Below are 14128 nucleotides of genomic sequence, written 5' to 3'. Positions count from 1 at the left end.
TCCGTTAGGTAGAAAGCGATTGTCAACGATTTCGGGGACGAAGGCGGGCCGGCGCAACGCATATGCGGTGCTTCCCGAGGATGGATTGCCGCCCCCTCGCCGTTCCGACACCCTCGTTCGCAGTCAGGGAGATGCGGCGCGTGACCACCACCAACTCGACGAACGGCCGGGCGCTCTCCGCCCTGCGGGTCATTGATCTCGGACAGGGACCGGCGGCCGTCCGCACAGCCCAGTTGCTCGCCGAACTGGGCGCCGACGTCGTGCGCCTCGTGCGCCATGACGAGGCGGACACGGCGGAGCGGCGTGCCCTGAACCGCCACAAGCGTTCGATGCGGATCACCTTCGAACCGGACGACCGCCCTGCCCTGGAGGCCTGGCTTGGCGACGCGGATGTCGTGGTGGACGACGGCGCCCTCGCCTTCGCCGGCCTGGACCCGACCCAGCCGCCGGCCTGCAACCCCGATCTGATCGTCTGTTCCGTTACCCCCTACGGGCTGTCCGGCCCCCGACGGGACGAGGACGCCGATGAAGGCGTGCTGCAGGCGCAGGCGGGGCTGATGGCGATCACCGGCCATGACGACCGCGCCGAGGGCGGCGGCCCCATGCAGATCGGCGTCCCGCTTGTCACCGGCCTGTCTGCGATCAACGCCGCCACCGGCGTGATCGCGCTTCTGATCGGCCGCCTCCGCGGTCATGCGGGTCCCGCCTTCGTGGACGTCGCCATGTTCGACGTCGCCGTCGCCATGCAGTCGCACGTCGTCCAGAACTACCTCGTCGCCGGCCGCCAGCCGCAACGCCGCGGCAACGCCGGCAACGGCGGCCACCCCGCCCAGACCTTCGACTGCGCGGACGGCGTGATCTATATTTCTGCGGGGACGGATCAGCACTACGCCAAACTGTGCGAGGCGCTCGGCCGCCCGGAGATGATCCACGACGCGCGTTTCGCCAATGTCCTCGCCCGGGATCGAAACCGCGCCGAAATCGACGCCGTTCTCGGTCCGATCCTGAGGACCTTTGCGCGCAAGGCCCTGATGGATCTTCTGGTGAAGGCGGGCGTACCCTGCTCCGTCATCAACACCTACGCCGATCTGGCGACCGACCCCCAGGTCAGGGCCCGCGCCCTCGTCAACCAGGACGAAAACGAGCTCCCCTGCGTCGCCAGCCCGCTCCGTCTGCCGCGCTCGCCCCTGACCTATCCCGCGCCGCCACAGCCCGGCGGAGCCGACGGTCAGGATCACTCCTGGCTCCGACCGCGTCGCCTCCCGCCCCGGCCCGCCCCCAGCGTCCGTCCAGCCCAGCCGCTTGAGGGGATCAAGGTCCTGGATCTCGGTCGGGTGTTGGCCGCGCCCTGGGCGTCGCAGGTGCTCGGCGACCTTGGCGCGGACGTCCTGAAGGTGGAACGGCCCGGTCGCGGGGACGACGCGCGCCTTTACGGCCCTGACGCCCTGACGGATGCGACCGGAGCCCGCACCCTGGAATCCGCCTTCCATCTCTGCGCCAACCGCAACAAGCGCTCCATCCTCGTGGACCTCGCCTCCGCCGAGGGACAGGCGCGCGTTCGCTCGCTGGCGGCTGAAGCCGACGTGCTGATCGAAAACTTCATCGCCGGCAACCTGGCGCGCTTTGATCTCGACGCGGCCAGCCTGACGACGCTCAATCCCCGGCTGATCTATGTCTCTCTCACCGGCTATGGCCAGTTCGGTCCCTATGCCGGCAGACCCGGCTACGACGCTGTGTTCCAGGCGCAGGGCGGCCTGATGGCCATGACGGGGCGTCCCGACGGCGAGCCGGGGGGCGGCCCTTTGAAGACGGGTCCCAGCCTGATGGACGTTTCTACCGGTCAGTTCGCCGCCCTGGCGGCGGTCGCCGCCCTCCATCAACGCTTCGCAGACGCCGCCCCCGGGCAGCATGTGGACGTCGCCCTGCTCGACGTGGCGGTCGCCATGCAGGCCGGCAGTCTTCAGGCCTATCTCGAGACCGGGGTCCAGCCGCCGAGACGCGGCAATCGGGTCGGTCCATCGCCAACGGATCTCTACCAGTGCCTGGACGGACCCATCTTCCTGTCCGCGAGCCGCCCCCGCCACCTCGACGCCCTGACAATTCTGGGCGAAGAGCTCGCGGGCGAACATCCCGCGTCCGACGACCACCCCGGCGCATCGCCTCTGGAAACCGCCCTGCGACACGGGTTCCGGCGTCTGCCCCGGGCACGCCTGCTCGAACGCCTGGTGGCCCTTGGCGTGCCCAGCGCCGCCGTGAACAGCTACGAAGAGGTCATGGCTGATCCTCAGGTCTGCGCCCGAAATCTGGTTCAAAGCCTCCCCCATCCGGCGACCGCGGGGGGGTCCGTCAGGATTCTCGCTTCACCGATAAGGCTAGGCGACGGGAGACCGCCGCTCCAGCGCCCGCCGATGCTGGGCGAGCACGAGGCTGCGGGCGGCTTTCGAACTTCGACAGGGCCGGGTCGGGCCTGAAGGCGGCGTCGCCGGCCCTCACACTCCGGCCCGCGCCCTTCCTCTCGTTGGTACCTGCGCCAGGACTGGTGTGACGAGGCGTCAACCCAGGGCGACGTCCGACGCCTCTCGAAGCGCAAGATCGACGCCTCGAGGGGCGGCCTCCCGCATCCATCCCGCCGATTCGTCGGACTTGAGCCGGTCCAGAAGGGCCGAAAGCTGTTCGCGCTGGCTCTCCACGTCGGCCAGCCTCTCCTCGATGATCCGCCTGAGTCCGCCCGTGTCGCCGTCCTTAAGGATCCTGGCGATATCCGCCAGAGGGACGCCGAGGCGTCGCATCCTCACCACCTGCAGAGCCCTGCCCACCGAAGCAGGCGAATAGAAGCGCTCCTGGCGCCCCCCGCGATGCGGCGTCAGGAGGTCGAACTCCTCATAATACCTCAAGGCGCGCGCCGTCGTTCCGGCGAGTCTCGCAAGCTCCGTGATCGTAAGTCCTTGAAGGTCTCGCCTGCGCGAGGGGCGGCGCGTCCCGGCCATGAAATCGTCCTGATGCAAGACCGGCCGGCTTGCGGCGCGGACGGATTGAAATTCACCAGCCCTCCCATCGCCCGCCGCGGAGCGACGCCGACGGTGAGGCCGGGGTTTGCAGCCTAACTCCAGGCTCCTGCCGCCGCGATCGTGAGCGGAAGCCTGTGATCGTCTCCGAGGGCGGCGCAGGCCATTGCGACGTCCTTGTCGAGATAGGGCTTAATCCGCTCGAGGAGGTCGGGCGCCGTGGCGCCGCCCTGAAACCGGGACATGGCGTAGCTGGCGCCGCTGGAGGTCATGACGGCCTGAACCGTCAGGTCCGGATCCAGACCCCAATGATCGGCCTGGATCCGGACCTCAGCCGCCAACGACATCTGCGCGGCGAACAGGAGATTGTTCAGAAGCTTCGCCCGACGCCCGTCGCCCAGAGCCCCCACGTGAAGGATGCGCGAGGCATAGGACTCGAGAACAGGTCTCGCCGCCGCGAGGGCCTGAGCCTCCCCGCCAGCCATGACAGCGATACGACCGGCCAGGACGGCGTCCCTATCGCCGCTGAAAGCGACGTCCAGCAGGCTCACGCCGGCGGGTGCATGGGCGGACAGCCGCCCAAAGAGTTCAGGATCTCCGGTCGTGTGGACCATGACCACGCTGTCCGCCCGCATCGCCGCCAGCGCGCCATCAAGGATCAAGGCCTGATGGATCTGATGATCGTCGAACAGACAGACGCCGAGGATATCGACATCGATAGCCGCCTCCGCCCCGGACCCGCACGCGATTGCCCCTGCGGCTCGAACGTCTTCGCCCTCCGCCGGCTTTCGAACAAAGGCCTTCAGGTCATGGCCGGACTGTAGAATTCGCAGCGCCATCGGGACCCCGATCTGCCCGAGCCCGATCCAGCCGACCTTCATCCCGGGCCTCGTAGGCCGCCGCGCAGAGCCGTCATCCCTAGTCCTCCGCGCGCAAGGCCCGGGCCGTACGCTCATAGGGCTTGAGCCCCGACCAGGTAATCCACAGGCCGAGCAGGGAAACCGGCGCCCCGACCAGGGCCAGCGCATAGGGCAAGGCGGCGTCGCTCTTGAACACATGGTCGGTGACCAGGGCGATGGACATCGGGCCAAAGCCGATGCCCACCAGACCGCCGAACAGGAGATAGAGCGCCACGGCCTTGCCGCGCATGCGATTGGGCGTGATTTCCTGAACCGCCGTCGGCGCCGCCGCCTGAGCCATGCCGAAGCCGGTGACGACCAGCGTCAGCAAGAGGAAGCTCAGCCAGGGCGTTCCCACAAGGGACCAGGCGCAGACCGTCGGCAGCACCAGCAGCCAGGCCAGCATGGCGACCCGCAGGCGGGCCGCCGGCACGCCCTTCGTCGCCCATCGGTCGCTGATGTAGCCGCTCGCCAGGGTGCCGGCGAGCCCGCCGACAGCCACCAGGACGCCGATAATCAGACCCGAGGTCTTGGTCGGGATATCGAAGCGTCGATCGAAGAAGGTCGGGGCCCAGGCCAGGTTGCCGTAACCGATGATGGCGACAACTCCCGGATAGGTCAGCACGCGGCTGTAGGTGGACTTGAAACGCCCCAGATGACGAAGGAACTCCATCCAGGTGCCTTCGGCCCTGCTCTTGCCAGACGCCTGGTCGCGTCGGATTGGTTCGCGGATGGTCAGGACGATCAAGGCCAGGATCACCCCTGGCGCGCCGGCGATGAGGAAGGTCATCCGCCATTGCTCCATCTGCCCCACGAAGGGCAGGGCCAGCCCGGCTTCGGGCACCAGATGGGCGATCAGGGCGCCGAGGATCAGGGACGCGCCCGAGCCGATGGCCAGGGCGAGATAGTAGACGCTGAAGGCGCGGCCCCGCCGATGGGGCGCGACATAGTCGGCGATGATGGAATAGGCGGCGGGGGCCAGCACGGCTTCGCCGATGCCGACGCCCATGCGGGCCAGGACCAGGTGGTTATAGTTCTGCGCAAAGCCCGAGAGGACCGTCATGACGCTCCAGACGACCATGCCGACGATGATCAGGTTGCGCCGCACGGTCCGGTCGATCAGCCATCCGAACGGAAGGCCCGCGACGGTATAGAAGAGGGCGAAGGCATAGCCCTGGAGGAAGCTGAACTGGGTGTCGGAGATGCCGAACTCGGCGCGAATAGGCTTGACCAGGAGCGCAGGCAGTTGCCGGTCCAGCTGCGACAGCAGGGTGGCGACGAACAGGACGCCAATCACATACCAGGCATATTTGAGCGGCGGATACGGCGGCTCGACGCCGGACCTCTCGCCTGGCTTGTGTGTGGTCCCGACCATCAATCTCTCCCTCGTCTCTTGTCCGGTCGATCCCGGCCGATGGCGCCTTCGCCTGAAACCGGCGGCGCTTTCTTGTCCTGGCCGCAAGCGGGCACAGCAGCGGACAGAATACCTGCGTCGTCACAGGGGCTGTCAAGAATTGTTTTGATATCGAAATAGCATTCACATAATAGAATATTTTCGACGCAGCCATGCGCGGTGCGTCCGTCCCGGAACCGCTGACGGCCCTGATCCCTAGCGGACCATGAGCATGCCGCCGTCGATGGCGATCACCTGGCCGTTGATGAAGCGGGCGCCGTCTGAGGCCAGGAAGGCGAGCACGGGCACGAAGTCGCGCTCGACGTCGCCCAGCCGCCCTCCGAGCGGGATGGTCTGCGCCTTGACGGCGTCGTGAGCCGCCAGCTGGTCCTCGTCCATCGCGGCGCGGGTCTGGTCGTACATCGGGGTCCAGATGGCCGGCGCCACGGCGTTGGCGCTGACGCCCTCCCGCCCCCACTCGACGGCGATGGTTCGCGTCCACGCCAGGACGGCGCCCTTGGCCGCCGCATAGGCCGCCTTGCCGGGATGCCCCTTCACGCCGGCGGCGGACGCAAAGTTGAGGATCGTCCCGCCTTGCGCTCTCAGATGCGGGTAGGCGGCGCGATTGGTCAGGAAGGCGCCGGTCGCATTGACCGCCATGACATGGTTCCAGAGATCCAGCGTGGTCTCGGCGGCGGCGGCGAAGGGCGCGACGCCGGCGGCATGGATCAGAACGTCCAGCCCGCCCAGAGCCCCGACGGCGGCCTCCACGGCCGCGATCACTGAGGCTTCCGAGGCCACGTCGACCTGAAAGAAGGCCACGGCCCCGGCTTCATCGACGATCCGCGCGCCGTCAACCGACTGGAGGTCCAGCGACGCCACTCGCGCGCCCATGGCGGGAAAGGCGCGAACCATGGCGGCTCCCATGCCGCTGGAGCCGCCGGTGATGATGATGCGGCGCCCGTCCAGCGATGCCGACATGGCCATGCTCCCCGGCAAGACCGACCCTGGGAAAGGGTCGACCGAAGCAAAAAGGCGGGGCGCGGTCGCACTGAACCGCGCCCCGAGGATAGAGGGCTGGAACCCCCAGACTTACACGCGCCTCAGAAGGCGTAGGACACCGACATTCCGTAGGTGCGTGGGCTGCCGACCACGATGCTGTTGAAGTTCGCCCCCGCGAACGAGCCCGACCTTGCGGCGAAATACTCGTCCGTCAGGTTCTTGCCGTAGAGGGCCACTGTGATCGGCCGGGCGTCGAAGGTCCACGACACCTGGGCGTTGAGCAGCCCATAGGCGTCCTGGCGGATAGACTTCCGCTGGAACTCCGTCAGGTCCACCGGCCCCGCCCCGGTGATCGTCACCGTGTTCAGGAAGTAGACGTCCGAGCGCCAGTTGTAGTCGAGATGCAGGTCAAGACGTCCGGCGTTGAACTGGACGGGATAGTCGGCGCTGACCGACCAGGTCGTCTTGGCCACCGTCGGCACCTCGCTGCCCTTGTAGGGGCCGTCGGTGAACTTGGGCTCGATCAGGCCGAGCGACCCGTGCAGGCGCAGGTCGCCGAGCAAGGCCGTGGCTTCAAACTCCGCGCCGTAGATTTCAGCAGTGCCCGAGTTGAGCACGGCGATGACGACCGGCGACGTCTGCAGGACAGCATTTTGCTGGATGTCGTCGAAGGTGGAGAAGAAGCTGCTGGCGGAAAACCGCAGCCGGTTCTCGAACAGGGCCAGCTTCGCGCCGATCTCGTAGCTGCCGACGCTTTCCTCGTTGAAGGGCGTGAAGAAGGCCGCCGTCGTGCCGCTGGCCTGCTGGAAGCCGCCGGTGCGGAAGCCCTTGGAGTATTTGGCGTACAGCAGACCGTCGCCGGGAAGCCTGTAGTCCAGGCCGACGGTAAAGGGCACGGTCTCGAAGCTGATGTCGTCCGGCGTGTAGAGGCAACTCCCCGGCGCTTCATTCAGACCCATGGCCGTGAAGGGACAGGGCCCCGGCGTGATCGCCGAAGCCGGCGGTTCGGCATTGGTTGGATTGCCCGTCACGACATAGCGCGCCGGCGTATAGGTCATGCCGCGGGTGTCCTTGACGGCGCGGACGCCGGCCGTGAACCGCAGGCTCGGGAGGATCTCGTAGCTTGCCTGGGCGAAAACGCTGACTGATTTGTTGTCAGGCCGGATCGTATTGTCCTGGATGGCGGCGGGGATACGCGTCAGGGGCGTATTGCGCACCTGTTCGTGGAAATAGTAGGCGCCCACCGTCCAGTTCAGACGATCGGAAAGGCTCGCGCCCGAGAGCTGCAACTCCTGGGAGACCTGTTCGCCGTCGAGGACGAACTCGCGGACATCCGCCGTCGGCAGGGGCGTGCCGTCCAGGTCGGACGCGCCTTCGAAATAGACGTTGCGATAGGCGGAAATCGACTTCAGCACGCCGAACGGCAGTTCCGCCGTGATGGTCCCGTTGAAGTCATAGACCCTGGAGTCGTTGACCGGATTGATGCCGGCCTGGCTGATCCGTGACCCGGGCTCGGCCACATAGGGGGCGTACATGGCCGGGCTCAAACCGGCCTGATAGGTGTTCAGCACCCACAGAGGCTGGTGGTTCGAGCCCCAGTAGTGGTCGAAGCTCAGATCCACCCGCAGCTCGGGGGCGATGTCGGCCCGAACCGAGGCGCGAACAAAGTCGTCGTTCTGGTCGGCGACGTCGCTGCCCAGCGTCGGATTGCGGCCGTAGCCCGAATGCTCGACATGGCCGTAGACCAGGCGCGCCGCCAGCTTGTCTTCGACGAGCGGCAGGTTGACGATGGCCGTGGCGCTCAGGGCGTCGTAGTTGCCGTAGCCGACCTTCAGCGAGCCTCCGAACTCATAGTTCGGCTTGTTCGTGGTGATGTTCAGCGCGCCGCCGATCGTATTGCGTCCGAACAGGGTCCCCTGGGGACCGCGCAGGACCTCGGCCGAGGCGACGTCCACCAGAGCGAAATTACTGCCTTCAGGACGGGCGTAATACAGACCGTCGACATAGGTGCCGACCGCCTGGTCGACGTTGGGAAGCACGCCCCCCGGCGCGACGCCGCGGATCGCCAGGATCAGGTCATTGTTGCCGTAGGGGGTGGCCGTGAAGGTGATGGACGGCGCATTCTCGGTCAGGGCCCGCACGTCGGTGATCTGGCGGCGTTCCAGCTCCTTGACCCCGAAGGCGGTCACGGCGACCGGCACGTCCTGCAGACGCTGCTCGCGCCGTTGGGCGGTCACGATCACATCCTCAAGACCCGTCGGTCCGCTCGCAGGCGCCTCAGGCTCGGGCGACGCGCCCGTCGTCTGGGCCAGGGCGGCGGAGGGCAGAACCAGCACGGATGCGCTAGCGCAAAGCAGGGCTTTCCAATGAACAGCGGTCAACGACACTCTCCCTAATGTCCGGCGCGACGGGGGAGACCCGCCATGCCCGCGACCTTTGCCGCGAGGTCGCCCCGCCGACACGGCCGCTTGTCGTCTCCCACTCGGATATGGACTTCACCGAGTCAACAAATTTTCTCACACTAAAATTTCATTCTGAATCTAGTCCATCCCCTGAAGGTCGATTCTGAGGCGCTCGACGCCGCCGGACCGGAACCGACGCCAAAAGCCCTGGCGCGCCGCCCTCGACGGCGTCGCCCCGGGTCCGGAGTGCATCGGGGCGCCGCCCCTCTCCGGCCACCTTGAGGCCGGGCGGGGTCGAGACGGTTCGCGTGTCGCCCAAAATTCTCTGGTCAGAACCATATTCTCGGATGTATGGATTTGGGGCTTCCCAGGGAAGCGGGCCAACATCCCGGAATCACCAGTGAATCTCCTCGATCAGTTCGGCGCGCCAGCGCTCCCCCCCGGCCTTGAGCCACTGAGAGACCAGGTCCGCGCCTTCCTGGCGCAGCGGCTGGCCGACTATCCTGCTCAAGAACGCGCCCTCTCCTGGATGGGCTTCGACCCCGAATTCAGCCGGGCCCTGGCCAGGCAGGGCTGGGTCGGCCTCACCCTGCCCAAACAATACGGCGGACACGACGCGACGTCGTTCGAGCGATTTATCGTCAGCGAGGAGCTGCTTGCCGCCGGAGCGCCGGTCTCGGCGCACTGGATCGCGGATCGACAAAGCGCGCCCCTGATCCTGCGTCATGGCGCCGAGAGCCAGAAGCAGCGCTATCTTCCGGCCATCGCCGCCGGGGAGATGTACTTCTGCATCGGTATGAGCGAACCCGATTCCGGTTCCGACCTCGCCTCCGTCCGGACCCGCGCCGACCGTCAGTCGGACGGCCGCTGGCGGCTGAACGGCCGCAAGGTCTGGACCACCAACGCCGACCGGTGCCACGCCATGATCGCCCTGGTTCGCACGGATCCGGCCAGCGAACGACACGCAGGCCTGTCCCAGGTGATCGTCGACCTCGACCTGCCCGGCGTGACCATCCGCCCCATCCGCGACATTTCCGGCCATGAACATTTCAACGAAGTCACCTTTGACGACGTGATCCTGGAGGCTGACGCCCTGGTGGGAACCGCAGGCGAAGGCTGGGCGCAGGCGACCTCGGAGCTGGCCTTCGAACGCAGCGGCCCCGAACGGTTCCTGAGCGCCCTGACGCTGTTCCGATGCCTGACGGAGGCGGTCGGGGTCTCCCCCGACGCCCGCCAGGCGGTGGAGATCGGCCGCCTGGGGGCCTGGCTGGTCGCCTTGCGCGCCATGTCCATCTCCGTCACCGGACAATTGGCCGGCGGACAGGACCCGGTCTGGGCGGCGTCCTGCGTCAAGGACCTGGGCACAGGATACGAGCAGGACACCGTCGAGACAGCAATCCGCCTGATTGATTCTCTGCCCGAGGCCGATCAGGCGCGAACCACGCGTCGGGTCCTGGCCGTCACCCAGGGCATGGCGCCCTCGTTTTCTTTGCGGGGCGGCACCCGCGAAATCCTGCGCGGCATTCTTGCGCGCGGTCTGGGAGTCCGCTGATGCGCGCCATGTTCCAGGAGAGCGTCGAGCGCCTGTTTGCGGACGCGGTCGACGCCGAGACGCTGCGCCTCGCCGAGACCGGCGCCTGGTCCGACAGCCTGTGGGCTCAGATGGAGGCGCTCGGCCTGCCCCTGGCCGCCGTTTCCGAGGACCTGGGAGGAATCGGCGCAAGCTGGACCGACCTCTTTCCCGTCATCCGGGCCTGCGGCGCCAGCGCCGTCCCTGCCCCCCTGCCGGAAACCCTCGTCGCCAACGCCCTTCTGTCCGCCTGCGGCATCGCCCCGCCGGAGAGCGGCGTGACTGTCTTCGCGGCGGGCGACGCCTTCTCGGTCCTGCCCGACCTGCCCTGGGGCCGTCAGGCGCGCTGGCTGGTCCTGCATGACACGACGCGCGGACGCCTGGGCCTGCACGACATGACGGGCGCCGCCGTGGAGCACGACGTGAACGTCGCCGGCGAGCCGCGCGACACCGTCGTCCTCGCGTCCGGCTCCCTGGTCTCGGACGCGGCCTTCGACGGCCCGCCCGACACGGTGCGCCTGAGCGGCGCCCTGATCCGCTCGGGCCAGATAGCCGGCGCACTCGGACGGCTGACCGAGATGAGCGCCCAGTACGCCAACGAACGTGTCCAGTTCGGCCGCCCGATCGGCAAGTTCCAGGCGGTCCAGCAGCAGCTCGCCCTGCTAGCGACCCAGGCGGCCGCGGCCGGCGCCGTCGCGGAAGCCGCCTTCATGCAGGCCCGGCGGACGCCGCATTTCGCGACCACGGCCTCGGCCAAGGCCGTGGCCGGCGAAGCCGCGGGCCGGGGCGCGGCCATCGCCCATGCCGTTCACGGCGCCCTGGGCTTCACCCACGAACACAGCCTGCACTTCCTGACACGACGCCTCTGGGCCTGGCGGACGGAGTACGGATCCGACGCGCGATGGTCCGAACGGCTCGGTCGCCTCATCGCCGACGCTGGCGAGGACGGCCTGTGGCCCTTCATCACTGAAACCCTCAAGGAGCGCCCTCAGCCATGAGCGACTTTCTTCTGAAGTCTCGCGACGGCCCCGTGACCGTCTGGACCCTGAACCGACCGGAACAGCGCAACGCCTTCAGCCGCCCCGAGGACATGTACGCCTTCGAGGACGCCTGCGAGGAGGTCCGCGCCGATCCCTCCATCCGCGTCGTGGTCCTGACCGGAGCAGGCTCTGCCTTCTGCGCGGGCGGCGACGTCAAGGCCATGCGCGACCGCACCGGTCTTTTCGAAGGCTCGCCCTACCAGCTGCGCAATCGCTATCGCGACGGCATCCAGCGGATTCCCACGGCCCTCTATGAGCTGGAGACGCCGATCGTCGCCGCCGTCAACGGGCCGGCGATCGGCGCGGGCCTGGACCTGGCCTGCATGTGCGACATCCGGATCGCTTCGGAGAAGGCCACGTTTGCGGAAAGCTTCGTCAAGCTCGGCATCGTCCCGGGCGATGGCGGCGCCTGGCTGCTTCCGCGCATCGTCGGCATGCCGCGCGCCAGCCACATGGCCCTGACGGGCGACGCCCTGGACGCCAAGACTGCGCTGGACTGGACCCTGGTCACCCAGCTGACGGCGCCGGATGCGCTGATGGAGACCGCCATGGCCCTGGCGCACCGTATCGCCGGCAATCCCGGCCATGCCCTGCGCCTCACCAAGCGGCTGCTTCACGAGGGGCAACACATGCGGCTCGGCGCCCTGCTGGAATTGTCCGCCGCCTACCAGGCGCTGGCGCACCATACCTCCGATCATGCAGAAGCCGTGGCGGCCATGCTTGAAAAGCGTCCCGCGCGCTTCACTGACAGCTAGACGGAGCTCAAAATGCGCAAGGTCTTCCGCGAGGACCACGAGATGTTCCGCGATCAGGTCCGACGCTTCGTCGAGACCGAGATCGCGCCGCATCACGCCCAATGGGAACGGGACGGGATCGTGCCCAAATCCCTCTGGCTCCGGGCCGGAGAAGAAGGCCTGCTCTGCGTGACAGCGCCGGAAGCCTTTGGCGGCGCCGGCGGCGACTTCGGCCACAGCGCCGTGCTGATCGAGGAACTGGCGCGGGTCAATGCGACCGCTGTGGGCTTCACGACCCATTCCGACATCGCCGTGCCCTATCTTGTGAACTACGGCTCCGAGGACCAGAAGGCGCGCTGGCTGCCGAGGCTGATCAGCGGCGAGCTCATAGCCGTCATCGCCATGTCTGAACCCCAGATCGGCAGCGATCTGCGCGGCATGCGGACCAAGGCGCGCCGCGAGGGCGACCACTACATCCTGTCCGGCCAGAAGACCTTCATCACCAACGGCGTCAACAGCGGGCTCGCCATTGTCGCCGCCAAGGTGGAGGGGCAGGCCAATCCCAAGGACATCACCCTCTTCTGCGTCGAGGAGGGAACGCCGGGTTTCACCAAGGGCGCCAAGTTCGAGAAGATCGGCCTGCGCGGCCAGGACACTTCGGAACTCTTCTTCTCCGACGTGCGGGTGCCCGTGGAGAACCGCCTCGGCGAGGAGGGCCAAGGCTTCGCATGTCTGATGACGGAGCTGGCGAAGGAACGTCTGGTCATCGCCATCCGGGCCGCCGCCTCGCTGGAGGCCATGCTGGACAAGACGATCGCCTATACCCGCGAGCGCATCGTGTTCGGCAAGCCCCTGCTGGAGTTCCAGAACACCCGCTTCAAGCTGGCCGATGTTAAGGCGCGCACCACCATGCTGCGGGTCTTCGTCGACGACTGCCTGCAGAAGCTCCTGGACGGAGAGCTGACCCCCGAGACCGCCGCCATGGCCAAGCTTACCGGCGCGGAACTTCATGGCCAGCTGCTGGACGAACTGCTGCAGCTGCACGGCGGTTACGGCTACATGAGCGAATACGACGTCGGCCGCGCCTGGGTCGACGCCCGGGTCGCGCGCATCTACGCCGGCACATCCGAGATCATGAAGGAAATCATCGCCCGCACCCTTTGAGGGCGGTCGTCGGAGCAGAATCATGGACCTTGGCCTCCAGGGCAAACGCGCCTTCGTCAGCGCCTCCTCCGCCGGCCTGGGCAAGGCCTGCGCCCTGTCTCTGGCGCGCGAGGGCGCCGAGGTCTGGCTCAACGGACGCGATGAAGAGCGGCTGGCCCGCGCGGCGGATGAAATCCAGAACGCCGTCGGTCGCCGCCCGCATACGGTGGTCGGTGACATCGACGCCGCCGAAGGCCGCGCTGCGGCGCTTTCGGCCTGCCCCGCCCCGGACATCCTGGTCTGCAACAGCGGGGGGCCCAAGCCTGGCCATATGGACCAGTGGGATGAAGCCGCCTGGACCGAGGCCGTGTCTGCCAAGATGGTCTCCCCCATCCTGCTGATCCAGAGCCTGATCGGCGGCATGCGCGCCCGGAGATCAGGCCGGATCGTCGTCATCACCTCCGCCATGGTGAAGTCACCGCAGCTGCCCATGGCCCTGTCGGCGGGTCCGCGCGCCGGTCTGACCGCCTTCTGCAAGGCCCTGGCCCGGGAGGTCGCCGGCGACGGCGTCACGGTGAACTGCCTTCTCCCGGAGAAGATCGACACGGATCGCCTTGAGCGGATGACGCGGTCCCTGGCCCGCCTGAAAGGCGTCGACGAGAGCGCGGCCCGCGCGGAAATGGCGCGCTCGCTCCCGGCGGGACGTTTCGGCCGGCCTGAAGAAGTCGGAGACGCCTGCGCCTTCCTCTGTTCGTCCCGGGCCGGCTACATCACCGGCCAGAACCTTCAGCTCGACGGCGGGGCCTACGCCGGCCTCGTCTAGACGAACGGCCTCGCTCAAAGCCCCTCGCCCTGGGACCTCGCCAGGCGCCGCCGCCTGACCCTTCATCGTCAAAGACCGCCAGACGAGCGCCTGCGCGCCAATGCGGTGCGGCTGCTG

Annotated in this window: 11 protein-coding genes; 6 read left to right on the top strand and 5 right to left on the bottom strand. The window is 67.7% G+C overall.

Features of this window, described 5'->3' with window-relative positions:
• The first annotated feature begins 140 nt into the window (after positions 1-140).
• Positions 141-2471, top strand: coding sequence for a CaiB/BaiF CoA transferase family protein (locus B3K53_RS01835; protein WP_292082370.1), 2331 nt, complete (start codon positions 141-143; stop codon positions 2469-2471).
• A gap of 81 nt (positions 2472-2552) precedes the next feature.
• On the opposite strand, the gene B3K53_RS01830 is transcribed toward B3K53_RS01835, so the two are convergent.
• The 5 genes from B3K53_RS01830 to B3K53_RS01810 all read right to left on the bottom strand — a co-directional run bounded on the left by B3K53_RS01830 (position 2553) and on the right by B3K53_RS01810 (position 8635).
• Positions 2553-2987 (bottom strand): MerR family transcriptional regulator, encoded by a 435-nt coding sequence (locus B3K53_RS01830; RefSeq protein ID WP_292082369.1) that lies wholly within the window; start codon positions 2985-2987, stop codon positions 2553-2555.
• A 113-nt stretch (positions 2988-3100) separates the two neighbouring features.
• Positions 3101-3886 carry an NAD(P)-dependent oxidoreductase gene (locus B3K53_RS01825; RefSeq protein WP_292082368.1) on the bottom strand — a complete coding sequence of 262 codons (786 nt, stop codon included), beginning with the start codon at positions 3884-3886 and terminating at the stop codon, positions 3101-3103.
• Positions 3887-3923: 37 nt separating this feature from the next.
• Complete coding sequence (locus tag B3K53_RS01820) at positions 3924-5279, bottom strand: spinster family MFS transporter (protein ID WP_292082367.1); 1356 nt, start codon at positions 5277-5279, stop codon at positions 3924-3926.
• A 234-nt stretch (positions 5280-5513) separates the two neighbouring features.
• Complete coding sequence (locus B3K53_RS01815) at positions 5514-6278, bottom strand: SDR family NAD(P)-dependent oxidoreductase (RefSeq protein WP_292082366.1); 765 nt, start codon at positions 6276-6278, stop codon at positions 5514-5516.
• A gap of 122 nt (positions 6279-6400) precedes the next feature.
• Entirely contained in the window at positions 6401-8635 is a 2235-nt protein-coding gene (locus B3K53_RS01810) for a TonB-dependent receptor (RefSeq protein ID WP_292082365.1), read from the bottom strand.
• Between the two features lie 520 nt (positions 8636-9155).
• Here B3K53_RS01810 and B3K53_RS01805 point away from each other — a divergent pair.
• The 5 genes from B3K53_RS01805 to B3K53_RS01785 are packed head-to-tail and all read left to right on the top strand — an operon-like array spanning position 9156 to position 14011.
• Positions 9156-10253, top strand: coding sequence for an acyl-CoA dehydrogenase family protein (locus B3K53_RS01805; RefSeq protein WP_292083349.1), 1098 nt, complete (start codon positions 9156-9158; stop codon positions 10251-10253).
• Complete coding sequence (locus tag B3K53_RS01800; protein WP_292082364.1) at positions 10253-11269, top strand: acyl-CoA dehydrogenase family protein; 1017 nt, start codon at positions 10253-10255, stop codon at positions 11267-11269. Before B3K53_RS01805 ends, B3K53_RS01800 begins: the two co-directional genes overlap by 1 nt.
• Positions 11266-12066: a crotonase/enoyl-CoA hydratase family protein gene (locus B3K53_RS01795; RefSeq protein ID WP_292082363.1), complete on the top strand. Its 801-nt coding sequence runs from the start codon at positions 11266-11268 to the stop codon at positions 12064-12066. The genes B3K53_RS01800 and B3K53_RS01795 overlap by 4 nt, the downstream gene beginning before the upstream one ends.
• Before the next feature lie 12 nt (positions 12067-12078).
• Positions 12079-13209 carry an acyl-CoA dehydrogenase family protein gene (locus tag B3K53_RS01790; protein WP_292082362.1) on the top strand — a complete coding sequence of 377 codons (1131 nt, stop codon included), beginning with the start codon at positions 12079-12081 and terminating at the stop codon, positions 13207-13209.
• A gap of 22 nt (positions 13210-13231) precedes the next feature.
• The gene (locus B3K53_RS01785; RefSeq protein WP_292082361.1) at positions 13232-14011 is read left to right on the top strand and encodes an SDR family oxidoreductase; all 780 of its coding nucleotides are present in this window, start codon (positions 13232-13234) and stop codon (positions 14009-14011) included.
• Positions 14012-14128: the final 117 nt, after the last annotated feature.

The sequence above is a fragment of the Brevundimonas sp. UBA7506 genome (assembly GCF_002479495.1).
GTDB lineage: Bacteria > Pseudomonadota > Alphaproteobacteria > Caulobacterales > Caulobacteraceae > Brevundimonas.
This window is presented reverse-complemented; position numbering and strand designations above follow the sequence as displayed.